We start from the raw sequence: 18,777 nt of genomic DNA, 5'->3' as shown, positions 1-18,777 counted from the left end.
CGATCACGCCCCGGGGTCATTTCCGGCCACGGCCTACGACCGAAGTCCTCCGCCGGGACGTCTGCCACCATGGACGGGTGAACAAGATTCCACGCGGCACGCTCGAGGAGCAGACCTTCTACGAACAGGTCGGAGGCGAGGAGACCTTCCGGCGCCTGGTGCACCGCTTCTACCAGGGAGTCGCCGAGGACCCGCTGCTGCGGCCGATGTACCCGGAGGAGGACCTGGGTCCGGCCGAGGAGCGGCTTGCGCTCTTCCTCATGCAGTACTGGGGCGGCCCCCGCACGTACAGCGACGGCCGCGGTCACCCCCGGCTGCGGATGCGGCACGCCCCGTTCACCGTCGACCGGGCCGCCCACGACGCCTGGCTGCGGCACATGCGCGACGCGGTGGACTCCCTCGGCCTGTCCGAGAAGCACGAGACGCAGCTGTGGAACTACCTCACCTACGCCGCCGCCTCGATGGTCAACGCCGCGGACTGAGGAACGCCTCACACCGCCCCGCGCCTTCGCCCTCATGATCCGGCCAGGGTTATCCACAGCCCCCTCCGCCCGCGCCGCTCGTCTGACACCATTCGTTCATCTGTGTGGTGCTGAGCGCGGTAAGGGGGATCCGTGTCCGGCTTTGTCTTTCTGCGGGTGCGCGCGCACCGTCTGCTGCTGGCCGCTGCCCTGCTCTCGGTGCTGCTCACCACGACCGTACTGACGACGCTCGCGGCCTTCTCCGGCGCGGTCGGCGACGCGGGGCTGCGGCAGGCGCTACGGACCCGCGCCGCGGCGGCCGCCGCGTTACAGGTGAAGGCCCAACTCCCGCCCGGGGCACGGGACGCGGCGGACCGGGCGGTCGCCCGGGGCGCCCGGCGGGCCTTCGACGGGCTGCCGTTCACGGTGCACACACTGGTCCGCTCCGGGCCGTATGCGCTGCCCCGCACGCTGCGGGCGCCGGACACCCGCAAGGGTGAGCCGGATCTCACCCACCTCGCGGCCCTGGACCGCTCCCGTCTGACCCTCACCGCCGGCCACTGGCCCGGCCCGGCCGCGCACGGACGGCTGCCGGTCGCGCTGCCGGAGGCCGCGGCGGCCCGGCTGGGGGTCGCGCCCGGCAGGCGGTTCACCCTCGACAACCGGCTGTCCGGCCCCGCCCATCTGGCGGTCGAGGTCACCGGCGTCTACCGGCCCAAGGACCGCGCCGACCCGTATTGGAAGCTCGACGACCTCGGCGGGCGCGGGGTGCGCACCGCCGGCTTCACCACGTACGGGCCGCTGCTCACCGATCCGGCGGCGTTCCGCGGCGGGTCGCCGGCCCAGGACTCGGTGGGCTGGCTCGCCACCGCCGACTTCCGCTCCCTGACCGCGGACCGGCTGGCCGAGCTGGCCGCCGCGGCCGGTCCGGCGCCCAAGGCACTGATGGCCGACCCGGCGTTCGCGGGCCGGGCCACCGTCACCACCGATCTGCCCGCCGCGCTGGGACAGTTGCAGCGGGCGTTGCTGGTGAACCGTTCGACGATCCTGATCGTCGCGCTGCAGCTGATCCTGCTGGCGGGCTATGCGCTGCTGCTGGTCGCCCGGATGCTGAGCGCCGAGCGGACCGGCGAGACGGCGCTGCTGCGGGCCCGCGGCGCGTCCCGGCGGCGGATCGCGGGGCTGGCCCTGGCCGAGTCGCTGCTGCTGGCGGCCCCGGCCGCGGTCGGCGCGCCGCTGCTGGCCGGACCGCTGAGGCAACTGCTGGCAGGCCAGGGCGCCCTGGCCCGTATCGGGCTGCCGCTGGACACCGGGCTGACCGCGCCGGTCTGGCTGACCGGCCTCGGCGTGGCGCTGGGCTGCGCCCTCGCGGTGGCCGCGCCCGCACTGCTGCGGACCGGAGCGGACGGCCCGCGGCGACGGCGGGCGCGGACGCTGCCCGGTGGCACGGGGCTCTCTTCTCCTCGAACGGGGCTGAAGACCTGGGGAAGGACCGGGGCCGACCTCGGGCTGCTGGTGATCGCCGGGGTCGCCTACTGGCAGCTCCAGCGGCAGACGGCGGGCGGCGAGGGCACCGGCAGCGGGGTGCTGACCGGGGACTTTGCCGGCCAACTGGGCATCGATCCGGTGCTGGTGGCCGCCCCGGCGCTGGCGCTGCTCGCCGGTACGGTGCTGACGCTGCGGCTGCTGCCGCTCGCCGCCCGGATCGCCGAGCGGGGCGCGGCCGGCGGCCGGGGGCTGGCGGCGGCGCTGGCCGGCTGGCAGATCAGCCGCCGCCCCCTGCGCGGCGCCGGTCCCGTGCTACTGCTGGTGCTGGCCACCGCCCTGGGCATGCTGGCGATCGGCCAGGGCGCGTCCTGGGACCGTTCGCAGGACGACCAGGCCGACTTCCGCGCGGGCGCTGCGGTGCGCGTACTCGCGGGCCGGACACCGCCGTTGGGCCAGGGCGGTGCGTATGCGGCGGTGCCGGGGGTGGCCGCGGCGCTGCCCGTCGGGCAGTCCGGTCTGGAGCTGTCGGACGGCCGGTCCTCCTCGCTGCTCGCGCTGGACGCCCGGCGGTCGGCGGGGGCCCTGCTGCTGCGCGGCGATCTCGTGGGCGGCGGCGCGGACGGCCCGAGGGGCCGGGCGGCGGACGGTGTGCTGCGCGCGGTGGCGCCGGACCACGGGCCCCTGGCGGGGGTGCAACTGCCGCCGGGCAGCGACAGGTTACGGCTGACCGCCGCGCTGCGCTCGCTGCGGGCACTGCCGCCCGCCCCCGGCCGGCAGTCCCCCGGGCAGCAGGCCGCCGGGCGCGACACCGGGCCGGTGCCGGCGAGCCTCTCCGTCCTCGTCACCGACCGCCACGGCATCCCGTACACCGTGCCGCTCGGCCCGCTCGCGGCCGACGGCGCACCACACACCCTGAGCGCGGACCTCGGCGCCGCGGCCGGCGCCCCGGCGGGCCGCCCGGCCGGTCCGCTGCGGCTGACCGGTCTGCTCCTCGACACGGACCAGTCGCCGGTCTCGCACCGTCAGCGGCTCACCGTCACCGCCGTGGAGGCCGCCACCGGCCACGGCCCGGCCCGGTCCCTCGCCGCGCCCGCCGCCCTCGCCTGGAAGGCGCGGATCACCGACGAGAGCAGCTCCGTGGGCGAGCCGTCCGGGCCCAGGGCGGGCCGGTCCCAGGTCCCCGACGGCGGGCTGCTGTCCCAGACGTACGACACCGGCGCCAGGCTGGACGACTGGGGGGCCGCCGTGACCACGGTGCGGATCAACGCCGCGCACCCCGCGCGTCCACCGCTCGCCGCCGTCGCCACCGAGGCGTATCTGCGCGACAGCGGATCGCGCACCGGCTCCCTCGTCGAGGTGCCGGTCAACGGCAGTCCGCTGAAGGCCCGGATCGTCCGGGCGGTGCGGGCCCTGCCGGGTCCGGCGGACGCGCCGGACACCGGCGGACTGCTGGTCGACCTCGGTGCCGTCAACGAGGCGCTGTCCGACCGCGGCGCACTGCCGCTGACCGCCACCGAGTGGTGGCTGCGCCCTCGGCCGGGCGCGTCGGCCGAGGTCGTCGAGGCGCTGCGGGACCGCCCCGACACCGACCCGGGCCAGGTGCTGGTCCGGGACGAGATCGCCGGGCAGCTGCACGACGATCCGCTGGGGCTCGGCCCGCAGACCGCGCTGACCGCGGCGGCCGCGGTCGCGGTGGCCCTGGCGGCGGTCGGCTTCGCCGTCAGTGCCGCCGGTTCGGTCCGCGAACGGGCCCGGGAATTCGCCGTGTTGCGGGCCCTGGGGGCGCCGCGCCCGCAGCTGGCCCGGATGATCGTCGCCGAGCAGGGCGTCCTGATCGCGCTGGCGCTGGGTGTCGGTGCGGCGCTGGGGACGGTGCTGACCCGGGCGGTCGTCCCGCTGATCGTGCTGACCGAGCAGGCGGGCCGCCCGGTGCCGCCGGTGCTGGTGGAGCTGCCGCCGGGCCCGGTGGCCGCGCTGCTCGCGGCGGTCGCGGCGGTGCCGCTGCTGGTCGTCGCGGCCATCGGGCTGCGCCGCGGCGATCCGGTGCGGGCCCTGCGCAGCCAAGGAGTGCAGTGAGATGACAAGGCATGCCGTGGGGACGGTCCGGCGGGGTGAGCGCCGGTGACGGCACGGAACGGGCGGAGCCGGCCGCGTCCGGCGCGCGCGGCGGCACTGGCCCTGGGCGCGCTGGTGCTGGTCACCGCGTTCCTCGCGGCGGCGTTCCCGCGAGGGGTGGCGGCGTACGAGACGCGGGGAGTGCGCCATGCGCTCGGCTCGGTGCCGGCCGGCCAGCGGACGGTGGAGATCACCGTCTCGCGTACGGACATGACCGGCGGCGACCCCGCGGCCGCCTGTGCCGCGGGAGAGCTGACCCGCCAGGACCGGGCGATCCGGGGACAGTTCCACGCCCCGCTGCGGATCGCCGGGGGCGAGACCCAGCACGGCGTACGCACCACCAAGCCGTTGTCCGCACAGGACGCCTGGCTGCCCCGGCCCGACGGCGTCGCTCCCGGCCTCTCGCTGTACGCGGCCGCCGGGCTCGGCGCCCATGCCACCCTCGCCGAGGGCCGGCTGCCGCACGGCGCGGCCTCCGGGAAGCACACTCTGGAAGCGGCGGTCACCGTCGCCACCGCACGCGCCCTCGCCCTGCACGTCGGCAGCGAACTCCATCTGGAGGGCCTGACCATACGGATCTCCGGGCTGCTCACCCCGCGCGCCCCGGACAGCGCGTACTGGTCCGTGGACCCGCTGATGGCGGCCGCGCGCCAGGACACGACGCCGGGCCTTCCGCCGCACCAGTTCTGGCGTGCCGGGCTGCTGCTGTCGCCGCAGGACGGCCCGGCGCTGCTGTCCACCGGGGGCGAGCCGGAGAAGTTCTGGCGCTACCCGCTCGACACCCGCGCGCTGACCGCCCGGGACGCCCCGCTGCTGCGGGACCGGCTGGTCTCCCTCGAACACGGCGCCGCGCTCGCCCGGTTGCGCGCGGTGGCGGGCGGCGGTGCGCTGGCCGACAGCGCGGTGGACGGACTGCTGGACGCTTTCGTGCGGACGCGGACGGCGGTCGCGCCGGTCATCGCGGTGGCCGCGTACGGCATCGGCACCGTCGCGGGGGTGGTGCTGCTGATGACCGCCGGGCTGACCGCGGCGCGCCGGCATGCCGAACTCGCCCTGCTGCGGGCCCGTGGTGCGTCACTGGCCGGGCTGGCCGGGCGGCTGGCGGCGGAGACCGGGGCGGTGGCGCTGCCCGCGGCGGCGGCCGGGGCCGGTCTGGCGCTGCTGCTGGTGCCCGGGGAGGGGGTGCTGCCCTCACTCCTGGCGGCGGCCGGGGCCGGGCTGCTGGGGACGCTCGCGCTGCCGTTGCGGGCGGTCGTCGCGCACCGTCGTCCGCGTCCCGTGGAGCGCGCCGACGCGGCGGGCGCCCGCCCCTCCCGGCGCCGTACGGTCGCCGAACTGACCGTGCTGATACTGGCGGTGGGGGCGGTGCTCGCCCTGCGGGGCCGCAGCACGGCGACGGGCGGGGTGGACGCCCTGGTCAGCGCCGCCCCGGTGCTGATCGGCGTGATCGCCGCGCTGGTCCTGATGCGCCTCTATCCGCTCCCGCTGCGGCTGGCGGCCCGCCCCGCCGCCCGCACCGCCGGGCTGACCGGTTTTCTGTCGCTGGCCCGCGCGGGCCGCGCCCCGGGCACCGCCGGACTGCCGCTGCTGGCCCTGGTGGTGGCGCTGACCACGGCGTCCTTCGGCGGCTCGGTGCTGGCCGGGGTCGCCGCGGCACGGGACCGTGCGGCGCTGACCGCGGTCGGCGCCGAGGCCCGGATCTCGGCCGGCAAACCGCTCCCCGAGGAGCTGCGGCGGGCGGTCGGCAAGGTGCCGGGCGTCGTGGACGCGGTACCGCTGCGCATCGACGTCCAGGCCGCCGACGACAACGGGCCGCCCCTCTACCTGGTCATCGCCGACGCCGAGGCGTACTCCCGGCTCGCGCGGGCCACCGGCCTGGGCGCGTTCGCCGCGCGGGACCTGGCCGACCCCGGCGGCGACCGGCCGCTGCCCGCGCTGGTGTCCCCCCGTTTCCTCACCCGCTTCGGGCACGCGCCGATGGCCCTGCAGCCGGAGTTCGGCCAGCTCGTCATCCGCCCGAAGACCGTACGCGCCGACACCCCCGCGCAGCCCGGCGGCGACTTCGTCGTCATCGACGCCGGGAGCGTCGCCCGCCGCCACCCGGACACCTACCGCGACCCCGCCACCGGGCCCTCCACCCTCCTGCTGTCCGGCCGCTCCCTGGACACCGGGGCGCTGCGCTCCGCCGTGCGCGCCCACGCCCCGGCGTCGCTGTCCGTCCGGCTGGCGCTGCGCTCCGCCGTACGCGCCGAGTTCGCCGACTCGCCCCTCCAGCAGGGCGCGGTACGCCTCTACACCGCCGCGGTCGCGGCCGGCGCCGGCTTCGCCCTGCTCGCCCTGTTCCTGTCCCTCCTCCAGTCCGCCCCGGAGCGCACCCAACTCCTGGCCAGGCTGCGCACGATGGGGCTGCCCCGGGCCCAGGGGCGGCGGCTGCTGGTTCTGGAGGCACTGCCGCAGGCAGTCCTCGCGGCGCTCGGCGGCGCCCTGGCCGGCGCCGCCACGATCCGGCTGCTGGGCCCGGGCATGGACCTCACCGCGCTCGCCCTCCCCGGCACCTCGGGCGGCGGCGCACCGGGCAGCGTCGTACGACTGCACACCGATCCCGCGTCCCTGCTGCTGCCGTCGGTGGGCGTGGTCGCCCTGGCCCTGTCGGTCGCCCTGGCCCAGGCCTGGCTGAGCGGACGGCGGCGCGAGAGCACCGAGTTGAGAGCGGGGGACACCCGATGACCACACGGCCCGACGGCACACCACCGGACACACCCGTCCCCGGGGCGGCCCCGGCCTCCGCGCCCCGGCCCGCCGCCACCAGCCTGGCCGAGCTGGAGCGGCGCGCGGCCTCCCGGCGCGGGCAGCCCGCCTACGGGCATGACGCGCTGATCGCCTGCGACCGGCTGGTGCGGGTCTTCGCCACCGACGGGGTGGAGGTGCAGGCCCTCCAAGGGCTCGATCTGCTGGTCGCGGAGGGCGAGTTGATGGCACTGGTGGGCGCGTCCGGCAGCGGTAAATCAACACTGATGAACATCCTGGCCGGTCTGGACGTGCCGACCGCGGGTGCCGCCACGGTCGCCGGCCGCGATCTGCTGACGATGGACGCCAAGGCACGGCTCGGCTACCGCCGCGAGGTGGTCGGCTTCGTCTGGCAGCAGACCGCCCGCAATCTGCTGCCCTATCTGACGGCCCAGCAGAACGTGATGCTGCCGATGCAGCTGCGGGGCGGCCGGCGGCGGGCGGCCCGTGCGAAAGCGGCCGAGGAGCTGCTGTCGATGCTCTCGCTCGACCACTGCGGGGACCGGCGTCCGCACCAGCTCTCCGGCGGCGAACAGCAGCGCACCGCCATCGCGGTGGCGCTGGCCAACACCCCGTCCGTCCTGCTGGCCGACGAGCCGACCGGCGAGCTCGACTCGCACACCGCCGAGCAGGTCTTCACGGCCTTCCGCACCGCCAACGAGGAGCTCGGCACCACCATCGTGATCGTCACCCATGACCAGGCGGTGGCGAGCGAGGTACGGCGCACGGTCGCGATCCGCGACGGCCGTACGTCCTCGGAGGTGCTGCGGCGTACCGAACGGGACGCCGCAACCGGCCAGGAGTCCCTGGTGGCACGCGAGTACGCGATGCTCGACCGGGCGGGCCGCCTCCAACTGCCGGCCGACTACACCAGCAGCCTGGGCATGGCACACCGCGTCCTGCTGGAGCTGGAGAGCGACCACATCGGGGTATGGCCGGACCACACGGCGGACGGGGCGGCGCGGGGCGGGGGCGGGGCCGAGGGCGGGGGCGGGGCCGAGGGCGTCAGCGAGGGGGCGGACGGGAGCGGAGGCTCGGGTGAGCGCGGAGGCACGGACGAGCGCGGGGGCGCGGCTGAGCGCGGAGGCACGGACGAGGGTGGCTGACCGGCCTCGATGCGGGGCCGTCGCCGGGGTGATCGGCGCGCCGAGCGGCCCTCACCGGCAACCGCCTCACCGGGCAACTGCCTGCCTCCCCGCCGGCCGTTCCCGTCAGATCGGTGTCACCGTGAGGCCCGACAGCCCGGTCAGCCCGCTCGGGCCGCCGGTCCGTACGGCGATCGACCCGTACGGGGTGCTCAGCCGCAGCCAGCCGCCCGCGGACAGCAGACTCAGCGGCTGAGGTCCGGACTGCGCGGGCCGGGCGCCGGGAGAGGTGCCGCCGCCCGCGAGCGCGCCGGTCCGCGCCGGCCGCAGAAAGCCCAGCGACTGCGCGGCATGGGCGGCGCGCAGCGGGAGATGGGTGTCGCCGAGGGTGCGCGACCAGATCTCCCGGCCGATGCGGTCCCGTTCGGTGCGGGTGCGGTGCTGCGGCGGCAACGCCTCGTCACGGGCGCGGAATTCGGTGACCGCGGCGGCCACCGCCCGCACCAGGGCCTCGGGCGTGGGCAGCCCCGGCACCCGCTGCCAGCCGCCGCGCGGCGGCAGCATCCCGGTCCACGGCGGACCGGTGACGGCGGCGGGCACGGTCAGCACGTCAGCCGACCCGTCCACGCCTTCGAGGAGTTCACCGGCGGAGACCGTCCGGTCCAGGCCGGTGTCGTCGGCGAGCCGGGCGGTGCGGATCGCCAGTACCTCGAAGGACGGCGGGCGGCCGAAGACGGCGAGCACCCCGCCGCCGGCCTGGAGCCGTACCGCGGCGGCGCGGTCGTAGTGGATCAGGCGGGCGAGGAAGGCAGCGAGATCCGCCGCCTCCCCCGCATCGGCCAGGTGCAGCGCCGTCATACCGCGGCGGATCCCTCCTGGTGCGCGGCGTCGTCCAGATACTCCTTGAGGATCGCCTTCTCCTCCGCGGTGAGGCGGCGGGGACGCTCCTCGGTGAAGTCGAACGGGACGACGACGGTCGAGGCCCGCAGGTAGAGGGTGTCCTCGTCCTTGACCTCGTAGCCGACCGTCATCGACGCGGCGCTGATCTTCGTCACCCACAACTCGACGGTCACCGGGGCGTGCCGGTGGACCAGCGGCCGCACATAGTCGATCTCGTGCCGGGCGACGACCGAGCCGCCCGTGAACGACGGGCTGCCGCCCCCCGGCGCCAGCCGGTGCATGAAGTCGATCCGCGCCTCTTCGAGGTAGCGGACGAACACCGCGTTGTTGACATGGCCGAACGCGTCCATGTCCGACCAGCGCAGGGGGCAGGAATAGAGGTGTCGCACGCCGGTCAGCCCCGGGTGAGCTTCTTGTACGTGGCGCGGTGCGGGCGGGCCGCGTCCGCACCGAGGCGCTCGATCTTGTTCTTCTCGTAGGACTCGAAGTTGCCCTCGAACCAGAACCACCGGGAGTCGCCCTCGTACGCCAGGATGTGCGTGGCGACGCGGTCGAGGAACCAGCGGTCGTGGGAGACGACCACGGCGCAGCCCGGGAACTCCAGGAGCGCGTTCTCCAGCGACGACAGGGTCTCGACGTCGAGGTCGTTGGTCGGCTCGTCGAGGAGCAGCAGGTTGCCGCCCTGCTTGAGGGTGAGCGCCAGGTTGAGGCGGTTGCGCTCACCACCGGAGAGCACACCGGCCGGCTTCTGCTGGTCCGGGCCCTTGAAGCCGAACGCGGAGACATAAGCCCGCGAGGGCATCTCGACCTGGCCGACGTTGATGTAGTCCAGCTCGTCGGAGACCACGGCCCACAGGGTCTTCTTGGGGTCGATGTTCTCGCGGCTCTGGTCGACGTAGGAGATCTTGACGGTCTCGCCGACCTTGATGTCGCCGGAGTCCGGGGTCTCCAGGCCCTGCAGCATCTTGAACAGCGTGGTCTTGCCGGCGCCGTTCGGGCCGATGATGCCGACGATGCCGTTGCGCGGCAGGGTGAAGCTCAGGTCCTCGATCAGGACCTTCTCGCCGAAGGCCTTGTTGAGCTTGTCGACCTCGACGACGACATTGCCCAGACGCGGGCCCGGCGGGATCTGGATCTCCTCGAAGTCCAGCTTCCGCATCTTGTCGGCCTCGGCGGCCATTTCCTCGTAACGGGCCAGTCGCGACTTGGACTTGGCCTGCCGCCCCTTGGCGTTGGAGCGGACCCACTCCAGCTCTTCCTTCAGACGCTTCGCACGCTTGGCGTCCTTCTGGCCCTCGACCTTGAGACGGGTCTGCTTGGTCTCCAGGTACTTGGAGTAGTTGCCCTCGTAGCCGTGCAGGCGGCCGCGGTCGACCTCGCAGATCCACTGGGCGACGTGGTCGAGGAAGTACCGGTCGTGGGTGACGGCGACGACGGTGCCGGGGTACTTCGCCAGGTGCTGCTCCAGCCACTGCACGGACTCGGCGTCCAGGTGGTTGGTGGGCTCGTCGAGGAGCAGCAGGTCGGGGGCCTCCAGCAGCAGCTTGCACAGCGCGACACGGCGGCGCTCACCACCGGAGAGGTTGGTGACGGGCCAGTCGCCGGGCGGGCAGCCGAGGGCGTCCATGGCCTGCTCCAGCTGGGTGTCCAGGTCCCACGCGTTGGCGTGGTCGAGGTCCTCCTGGAGCTTGCCCATCTCCTCCATGAGCTCGTCGGAGTAGTCGGTCGCCATCAGCTCGGCGACCTCGTTGAAGCGGTGGAGCTTGCCCATGATCTCGGCAGCGCCGTCCTGCACGTTCTGCAGCACGGTCTTCGACTCGTCCAGCGGCGGCTCCTGCAGGAGCATGCCGACGGTGTAGCCCGGGGAGATGAACGCGTCACCGTTCGACGGCTGCTCCAGCCCGGCCATGATCTTGAGCACCGTGGACTTACCGGCGCCGTTGGGACCCACGACACCGATCTTTGCGCCCGGCAGGAAGCTCAGCGTCACGTCATCGAGGATGACCTTGTCGCCGTGCGCCTTGCGCGCCTTGCGCATCGTGTAGATGTACTCAGCCAAGAGAAACCGTCCGGCAGATTGGATCGATCAGGGTCTGTGCGGCACCGCCCCGGGGCCATCGTGCCTGGCGACCGTGGGAGGGCAGATACACCCCATCTTGCCGTACGCCTGCGCTCAGGCGGAAACGAGTAGGTCAGCACACCCCTGCTCAGCACCGACCTGCCACGACTCGGTGTCCGCTTGATTGCCGTCTGTCAGCGTTGATCACTCGGGATCGGGCCCTTGCCGTACGTCCGCCATCAGACGCCGGCCGCCGCATATCTGCCATCCGCACATCTGCCATCCGCGCTGTCCCACGCCTGCCCGCCCACGCCGAAGGCGGGAACGCTGAAGGCCGGGAACGCTGAAGGCCGGAAACGCCGAAGGCCGGAAACGCCGAAGGCCCCGGAGCGCTGCTGCGCTCCGGGGCCCTGGGGTACCTCACCGGCGACCACCCACTCACCCTCGGGTCATCGAGTCACCCTCGGGTCACCGAGTGGTCGCCACGTACGGCCGGACGCCGGGGGTCACCGGCCGCCGGGTGTCACTGGGCGGGGGTGCCGGCCTTCTTCTTACGGAGGAAGAACACCGCTGCGCCGCCGACCACGACGAGGACGACCGCGATGCCCGCGATCATCGGGGTGGCGTTGCTGGAGCCGGTCTCGGCGAGGTCGCCGCCCTTGCCCCCACCGGTGTCCCCACCGGTGCTGCCGCCTACCGAGGCCGGGCTGGGCTGGCTGGAGGGCTTGCCGCCGCCGCTGCCGGCGGTCTTGCAGTCCAGGACGCCGGAGAACGACTTCTTGAAGCCGCCCTCACCCTTGATCGTGATGTCGTACGGCTGGTCCTCGGCCACCGGAACGGTCACGGTCTGCGACTTGCCCGGAGCGATCTCGTAGTCCTTGCCGGAGAGCTGGAAGCGGAACGCCTCATCGCCCTTGTTGCTCGCCGTGACGTCCACGCCACCCTTGGCGCAGTTCTTCTCGGCGGTGATCGCCGGGATGGCGCCCTGCTTCTTCCAGGAGAACGTGGCGGCCGCGGAGACCGTGGACTCGCTGGAGCCGGCCAGGATCTGGGTCTGGCTCTTGGCGTGCTCACCGATGCCGGTGAAGGCACGGCCGACCGGGACCTTGGTGGCGGCCTGCGCGGTCAGCGAGCTGCTGCCGTCCGCGGCGCCCGCGGGCACGTCGAAGAACAGCTGGGTGCCGTCGGTCGCGCTGGTGACCGGCTTGCCGTCCTTGCCGACGACCTTGGCACCGGCAGGCACACCGGCGGCCGGGGAGATCGTGACGCTGTCGGCGTTGGTGTGCACGGTGACCGGGCCGAGCTTGCTGCCGGACTTGCCGGAGACGGCCGGCGGGTCGAGCGTCAGCGAGGCCTTGGGCTCGGCGACGTTCTGCGCGCTCTTCTCGAGGTAGTCGGCGAGCTTCTCGGCCGCCGGGTCGACCGCGTCCACCTTGGCGTGGTCGGAGAAGCGCCAGATCGCGACCTGGGTGCCGGCCGCGGCGGTCTTCTCGGTGAGGTTCCCGGCACCGGCCTTGGCGGCGAGCGCGGCCAGGTCGTTCACCTGCGGGTACGAGTTCTGCAGAATCCAGCGGATCTTGCCCGCGTCCCCGTTGTTGTGCAGCGACGAGGCGCTCCAGGGCACTTCCTGGTACTTCGCCTGCTGCTGCGTCGGGTTGTGGATGTCGATGCAGTACGTCTGGAGCGTGCCGCCGTTGTCGACCGCCATCTCGAAGAGCCCGGCGCCTACGCGCTGGTCCCCTCCGTCGTTGTGCACGACCGCCTGGTCGAAGGTCTTCAGACCACCGAGTGTGGCGGTGGCACCCCCGTGGGAGGGGGTCGTCTCGTCCGCCGCGGCAGGCCCCGCGGTGGCTATCGCACCCGCCGCGACCAGGCCGGAGGCCACGACCGCGGCGGCAAGGCGGGCTGCGCCCCGCCTCTTTATCGAAAGCATGAAATTCCCCTCTGGGCGAGGCGGTCGAGTGGGAGAGGTTGCCTCGCCGGAAAGATCCCAAAGAACTCAACAGCCGAACACGTCAGCCCCCGTGAGTACTTGTCGGATCTTAAGGAGCAGGTGCACCAGGGTCCCCAGTAATGGCATCCCATAAGCGATCCGACTCGTAATCGTTACCGACAACGGGCACCCTGACTTGGCATTATCGACAAATCGCCTGGACTTTTCAGGGCACAGTCAACGTCTCGGGCGAATGGGTCACGGCTGAAGGTGGTCCGGAGGAGCCCCGTGGAGACTCAGCGACGGCTGCAATCCCGCTGGTCGTAGGCGTTTCGGCGACCGTGGAGGCCTTCTCGGCCGTCTGCCCCTTGAGAACTGCCGGAGCTCTGGCGCCTCTCCGTGTTCTGGCGGCTGACGGTGCTTTGGCGGCCGGCTTTCCTCTGGAGGCCGGCGGTGCCGTGGCGGCCGTCTTTGCCTTGACGGCAGCCTCTGATGTGTCGGCCTCCGTCGGTGCGTTGGCGGTCGTCCGGCTGCGTTCTTCCGGCAACGCGCCTTCCCATAAATCTTGTTGAGATGGTGGAGAGGGGCGCGATGGTGGCGATGGTTGCGGAGACGGGGGCAGGGGCGAGGACGGAGACGGGGACCGGGGCGATTGCGAGGGATGCCGTTGCGGTGGTGCTGACGAGTCCGGTGCCGGGGCCGATTGCGGCGCCGGGGTCGGTTGCTGCGCCGGGGTCGATTGCGACGCCGGGGAAGGTTCCGGAGCCCGGGACGATTGCTGCGCCGGGGGAGGTTCCGGAGGCGGGGACGATCGCGCCGCCGGGTTCGATTGTTGGCCCGTCGAAGCTTCCGGAGCCGGCGTCGACTGCTGCGCCGGGGCCGGTGGCCCGTCCGCTCCCGTACGCAGCGCCCGGAGGACTCTCCGGAATGCGGCGGTACCGCGCGTGAGATCGTGGCCGATCGCCACGGCATCAACCTCCGCCGAGAACCAGCGCTGCCCGCCCTTCTCGGGTGGCTGTTCCCCCTCCCGCAGCCGTAACCGTCCCTGGACGATGAGTGGTTCACCCACTGCCACGGACGCCGCCACATTGTCGGCGAGCCCACGCCACGACCGGACCGTATAGAAACTGGTCTCCCCGTCGGTCCAGCGTTCCTGCGCCTTGTCCCACCGGCGGGACGTCGCCGCCAGCCGGAACCTCGCGACCGTCACACCCGCCGCCGTCAGCCGATGCTCCACCGCCGTCGCGGCATTTCCCACCAGCGTCACCATCGTGTCGTTCACCTGCTACGCCTCCCCCGTGTCCTGCGCTCGCTCTCGTCACATGCCGCTCTGGTCACGTGCTGCGTGACACTCTCGTCACGTGCTGCTCGCGCTGCGTTGATCTCATGCTGCACGGGTTCGGCGAGCGCCGCGGCGGCGTGTGGACAGGTGGCCGGCTGTGGACAACTCGGCCACCCGGAAGAGGGATCACGGCGGGCTGTTCACAGCCCGCCGGTCACCAACTCCCGCCCCCGCCCACCCATTGCTTCCTTGCGCCGTCACACGCCCGATGCCACCGCGTACTGCTCCCGCACCTCGCGGTAGCGCAACAGCTCGGCGGCGACCGGCTCCAGCACCCGCGCCCGCCCGCACGCCGCCGCCGCACTCCGCAGCCGCCGCTCGGCGTCCTGCCCGTAACGCCGGGCCGGGCCGCGCGCCACCACCCGGCACATCCACGCCAGCGCCGGCCCGCCCACCGACCCGAGCACCGCGGGCAGCAGCCCGGAGATCCAGGCCGTCGCCTCGCCCACGCCCGTGACGGCACCCAGCAGCCACAGGACGCCGACGACTTGGAGTACGGACAACATCCCCTGGAGCGAGGCGGCAACCGTCCACCACCGCGGCTTCACGGCCGGCCCGCCCCGTAGCGACTCCTCGGCCTCCGCCGCCACCTTGTCCAACGCCTCCGGCAGCCCGTAGGCACCGCGGTCCGCCGCGTCCCGCACCGCGTGGGCCCAGGGCGCCGGCAACCCGTGCGCCGCCTCGGCGGCCACCGTGCGGACGGCATGCTCCACCACTGGCCGGGCCGCCGCCCGGCCGTCCACCACCGACGCGTCCCCGGGACCGGCCGCAGCAGCCCCGTCAGCGCGCCGATGTCCGGCCGCCGACTGCCGCCCCACCGGGCCCTGCTGCATACCGGTCCGCCCGCCGGCGGTCAGTTCCTCGGCCCCGTCGCCGTTCCACCCGGTACGGCTCAGCCCCGCGCGGGCCTGCCCCGCGGCACCCCGCCCGTCCTGGCTCCGCCCCACTCCCGCCCGCCCGATTAGACGTCCCCGCGCCGCACCGCCCCACCCCACATCGGTCCGCCCGACGTCCGCCGCCCCAGCACCCGTACGCCCTCCCCGAGAAGCCCCCACCCCCGTCGTCCCAGCCCCCGTCGTCCCAGCCCCCGCCGTCCCCACTCCCGTCAGCCCCGCTCCCGTCATCCCCACATCGGTCGCCCCCACCCCGAAGCCAAGGGCCCCCCGGCTCCCCCGCCTCCCCCGCATCCGCATCCGCATCCGCATCCGCGACCACGGAGACCCACAGGCACGCTCCGCATACCGCAGCCAATCGCGTTCCGCCGCCCGCCCGGTGGCCACCGCCCCCACCGCCTCCGCCAAACGGTCATCGAACTCCGCGCGGGACCGTTCGGTCAGCCCGACCCGGCTCTGCGCCACGTACACCGACCGCAACCGCTCGGTCGCCGCATCCACATCCGCCGCCAGCCGCCGGTCCGCCGCACCCCGTTCCGCGACGAACTGGCCGAGCGCCTCCCGCAGTTCCCCCACGCCCCTGCCGGTCGCGGCGGAGAGCGCGAGCACCGCCGCCCCGGGCTCCCCGTGCTCGCCGAGCGCCAGCCCGTCCTCGTCCAGCAGCCGGCGCAGATCGTCCACCACCTGGTCGGCGGCGTCCCCGGGAAGCCGGTCCACCTGGTTGAGGACGACGAACATGACCTCGGCGTAGCCCGCCAACGGCCGCAAATACCGCTCGTGCAGCACCGCGTCCGCGTACTTCTCCGGGTCCACCACCCAGATCACCGCGTCCACGAGCTCCAGCATCCGGTCCACCTGCGCGCGGTGCTCGGTGGCCGAGGAGTCGTGGTCGGGCAGGTCGATCAGGATGAGTCCGCGCAGCTCGGAGCTGCCGTCCGCCGGGACGTGCCGGCGGTGGGTGGGCACGCCCAGCCGGTGCAACAACCCGTCCGCGCCCGGCCTGCTACCCGGCCAGACGCAGGCCACCGGCTCCGCGGTCGTCGGCCGCCGCGGTCCGACCTGCGAACGGTTCGCTCCGGCCAGCGCGTTGAACAGCGAGGACTTACCGCTGCCGGTCGCCCCCGCGATGGCGACGACGGTGTGCTCACCCGACAGCCGGTACCGCTCGTCCGCCGTCTCCAGTACCCGGCCCGCGCCCTCCAGCGTCCGCCCGTCCAGCCGGGTCCGGGACAGCGCGATCAACTCCCGCAACGCATCCAGCCGCCCGCGCAGCCCGCCCCCCACGGCCCGCCGCCCCCCGTCCGCGGCCCACCGGTACGCGCCTCCACCACCGCTCTCCACATCGGCAGGCGAACGCGGCTGCGCCATCGCCTCCATACGCCAGTCGGCACGTGACGCGCTACGTGCTCCGCCACTACGGGCCCTCTCCATACGGGCTTCCGCACCATGCCCTTCCGCGCCACGGAAATCCGCACCGCGCCCTTCCGCGCCACGGAAATCCGCACCGCGCCCTTCCGCGCCACGGAAATCCGCACCGCGCCCTTCCGCGCCACGGAATTCCGCGCCACGGGCTTCCGCCGTCCGGGATTCCGCAGGGTGGGTTCCCCTGGAACGGGCCCCCTCCGCCGAGGCCCCACCTCCCGCCCGCACACCTGACTCGCCCCGGGCCCCGACCGGCACGCCAGCCCCTGCCGCAACACCCGCCCCAACAGGCGCCACAACAGGCGGCCCCACCCGCGTCGTCGGCCTGGGCACCCCCGCGTCCCGCGCCCGCCGCGCAATCAACCCGTCATCCCACGCCCCGCCCGCGCCCACCCCTGGCACAGCCGACCCCCCAGCCGCTCCCGGTTCCTCCTCCGCCACCGACACCGCAGCCCCGTGAGCCTCCCGAGCCTCCGCCGCCCCCACATCCTCCCCAGCAGCCACAGTCACCACAGGCACCACAGACGCCACAGGCACGGCACCCACCCCAGGCTCCCCCTCCACGGCAGACGCCATCGCCACCACCGACTCCCCCGGCCTCCCGCCTCCCCCAGACACCCCGCCCTCCACCAACGCTCCACCGTCCCCCGGAGCCCTCCCTCCCCCCGACGTCACGCCCCTCCCCGACGCCACATCCCTCCTCGACGCCACACCACCCTCAACCCGCGTCACGTCCTCCCCCGCCACCTCACCGGCCTCCCCCTCCCCCGTCCCCCGCCCGTTGCCCCCCGAGCCCTCCCCGGAACCAGCCACCTCGGAATTGCTCACCCCGACACCTCCTCCTTCTCCATCGCCCTCGCCCGCTCCTCCGCCTGCCGCTGCTCCCGCGGCCTTTCCTTCTCCATCCCCTCCGGCTTCTCCATCTCCTTCTCCTTCTGCTTCTCCTTCTGCACTACGGACAGCGCGGCGATCAGCTCCGCCTGCTGGTCCAGTGGCACGGTCAGCTGGTCCAGCGGTGCCAGCCGCCGCTCGCGCTCACCGTCCAGCGCGCGCTCCAGGTAGATGGCCAGAAGCCGTCCGCCGCGCTCACAGAGCCTCAGCGCGGTCTGGGCGCCCAACAGGTCGGCGAGGTTCTCACCCGCCGTACGAGCACGACGGCCGCCGAGCAGAGCGGTGGCCAACAGCGCGGCCGACTCCTCCGGCTCCACCGACCCCGCACGCTCCCCGGCCTGTCCGGCGCGCGCCTCACGGGTCTCCTCCTCGGCCAGCTCCTCCAGACAGCGCCGCCAGCGCCGGACGATCACACCGAGCCGGCCACCCGCACCCGAGGCGCCCGCGGCGGCCGTCAGCGAGACCTCGGCCGCCGCGGGATCCCGCCGCCAGGCATCCGCCGCCCGCTCATCGGCCTCGTCCACGGCGCAGGTCAGCAGCGAGGTGAGCCCGTCGGTCAGCGCGTCGAGCAGCTCGTCCGACCGGCCGTCGAGCCCATGGTCACGCCAGTGGGCACGCGCGTCCCCGGACAGCACCTCACCGGCCGCGACCTCCTGCCGCACCCGCTCCGCGGCCCGCTCGTACGCCTCCTCGACCCGGCCGGCCAGCCGCAGGGCCGCGGCGTGCTGGGCGGCGGCGGCCCCGGCCAGCGCGGGCAGCCGGCTGCGCAACGAGGCGATCACGCCGGCTGCCGTGCGCTCCGCCGCGGCGGCGCGGGCGACAGGATCCTGGGCATGCCGCTCCAGCCAGCCGCGCAGCGCCGCGACGGCCGTGGCGGGCAACAGCCCGCTCCCCCCGCCGGCGGACTCGGGCAGCTCGGGAATGGTGAACCGCGGGACATGGCCGAGACCGGCCCGCTGAAGAAGTTCGGCGTACCGCCCGGAGATGTCGGTGGCGATCTGATGCGGCACCCGGTCCAGCACGGTCACCAGCGTGACGTCGTACTCCTTGGCCGTACGCAGCAGATGCCAGGGCACCGCATCCGCGTACCGGGCGGCCGTGGTGACCAGCACCCACACATCCGCCGCGCAGATCAGTTCGGCGGCCAGCTCCCGGTTCCGCGCGACCAGCGAATCAATGTCCGGTGCGTCCAACAACGCCAGCCCGCTCGGCAACGCCGGATCCGTCTCGATCCGCACCGTCAGCATCCCCGCCTCGGCCCCGCCCCCCACCGCGGCCGCACTCCCGTCCCTCCCGAGGCCTACGCCACTCCCCCCACCCACACCGCCGTACGCCCCATAACCATCACCAGCCGCACCACCCCCACCCACCGCAGAGCCACACCCATACCCCTCCGCAGCC

At 74.0% G+C, this 18,777-nt stretch carries 10 protein-coding genes and 1 pseudogene; 4 read left to right on the top strand and 7 right to left on the bottom strand.

Features of this window, described 5'->3' with window-relative positions; genetic code table 11:
• Positions 1-77: 77 nt before the first annotated feature.
• The 4 genes from STRNI_RS27490 to STRNI_RS27475 all read left to right on the top strand — a co-directional run bounded on the left by STRNI_RS27490 (position 78) and on the right by STRNI_RS27475 (position 7,957).
• Positions 78-482, top strand: a complete 405-nt coding sequence (locus STRNI_RS27490) for a globin (RefSeq protein WP_093643995.1) — start codon at positions 78-80, stop codon at positions 480-482.
• 132 nt (positions 483-614) lie between these two features.
• The gene (locus STRNI_RS27485; RefSeq protein ID WP_277412208.1) at positions 615-4,025 is read left to right on the top strand and encodes an FtsX-like permease family protein; all 3,411 of its coding nucleotides are present in this window, start codon (positions 615-617) and stop codon (positions 4,023-4,025) included.
• Positions 4,026-4,070: 45 nt separating this feature from the next.
• A complete protein-coding gene (locus STRNI_RS27480) occupies positions 4,071-6,791 on the top strand; it encodes an FtsX-like permease family protein (RefSeq protein ID WP_277412207.1) in 2,721 nt (906 codons plus the stop codon).
• Positions 6,788-7,957, top strand: a complete 1,170-nt coding sequence (locus tag STRNI_RS27475; RefSeq protein ID WP_277412206.1) for an ABC transporter ATP-binding protein — start codon at positions 6,788-6,790, stop codon at positions 7,955-7,957. Before STRNI_RS27480 ends, STRNI_RS27475 begins: the two co-directional genes overlap by 4 nt.
• 105 nt (positions 7,958-8,062) lie before the next feature.
• Here STRNI_RS27475 and STRNI_RS27470 read toward each other — a convergent pair whose 3' ends face one another.
• The 7 genes and pseudogenes from STRNI_RS27470 to STRNI_RS41775 all read right to left on the bottom strand — a co-directional run.
• Positions 8,063-8,794, bottom strand: a complete 732-nt coding sequence (locus STRNI_RS27470) for a DUF8010 domain-containing protein (protein ID WP_266442076.1) — start codon at positions 8,792-8,794, stop codon at positions 8,063-8,065.
• Positions 8,791-9,225, bottom strand: coding sequence for an acyl-CoA thioesterase (locus tag STRNI_RS27465; protein WP_093643990.1), 435 nt, complete (start codon positions 9,223-9,225; stop codon positions 8,791-8,793). Before STRNI_RS27465 ends, STRNI_RS27470 begins: the two co-directional genes overlap by 4 nt.
• Positions 9,226-9,230: 5 nt before the next feature.
• Positions 9,231-10,895, bottom strand: a complete 1,665-nt coding sequence (gene ettA / locus STRNI_RS27460) for an energy-dependent translational throttle protein EttA (RefSeq protein WP_127150879.1) — start codon at positions 10,893-10,895, stop codon at positions 9,231-9,233.
• Positions 10,896-11,418: 523 nt separating this feature from the next.
• A complete protein-coding gene (locus STRNI_RS27455) occupies positions 11,419-12,828 on the bottom strand; it encodes a Cys-Gln thioester bond-forming surface protein (RefSeq protein WP_277412205.1) in 1,410 nt (469 codons plus the stop codon).
• A 226-nt stretch (positions 12,829-13,054) separates the two neighbouring features.
• The gene (locus STRNI_RS27450; protein ID WP_277413331.1) at positions 13,055-14,098 is read right to left on the bottom strand and encodes a single-stranded DNA-binding protein; all 1,044 of its coding nucleotides are present in this window, start codon (positions 14,096-14,098) and stop codon (positions 13,055-13,057) included.
• A 269-nt stretch (positions 14,099-14,367) separates the two neighbouring features.
• On the bottom strand, positions 14,368-16,782 hold the full coding sequence (locus STRNI_RS27445) for a GTPase (RefSeq protein WP_277412204.1): 2,415 nt from the start codon (positions 16,780-16,782) through the stop codon (positions 14,368-14,370).
• A 527-nt stretch (positions 16,783-17,309) separates the two neighbouring features.
• Positions 17,310-18,644: pseudogene (locus STRNI_RS41775) on the bottom strand (ATP-binding protein); the annotation flags it as partial.
• Positions 18,645-18,777 lie beyond the last annotated feature (133 nt).

Source organism: Streptomyces nigrescens (genome assembly GCF_027626975.1).
Lineage (GTDB): Bacteria > Actinomycetota > Actinomycetes > Streptomycetales > Streptomycetaceae > Streptomyces > Streptomyces nigrescens.
The sequence above is the reverse complement of the archived record's forward strand: the minus strand, read 5'-3'. Positions and strand labels throughout refer to the sequence as shown.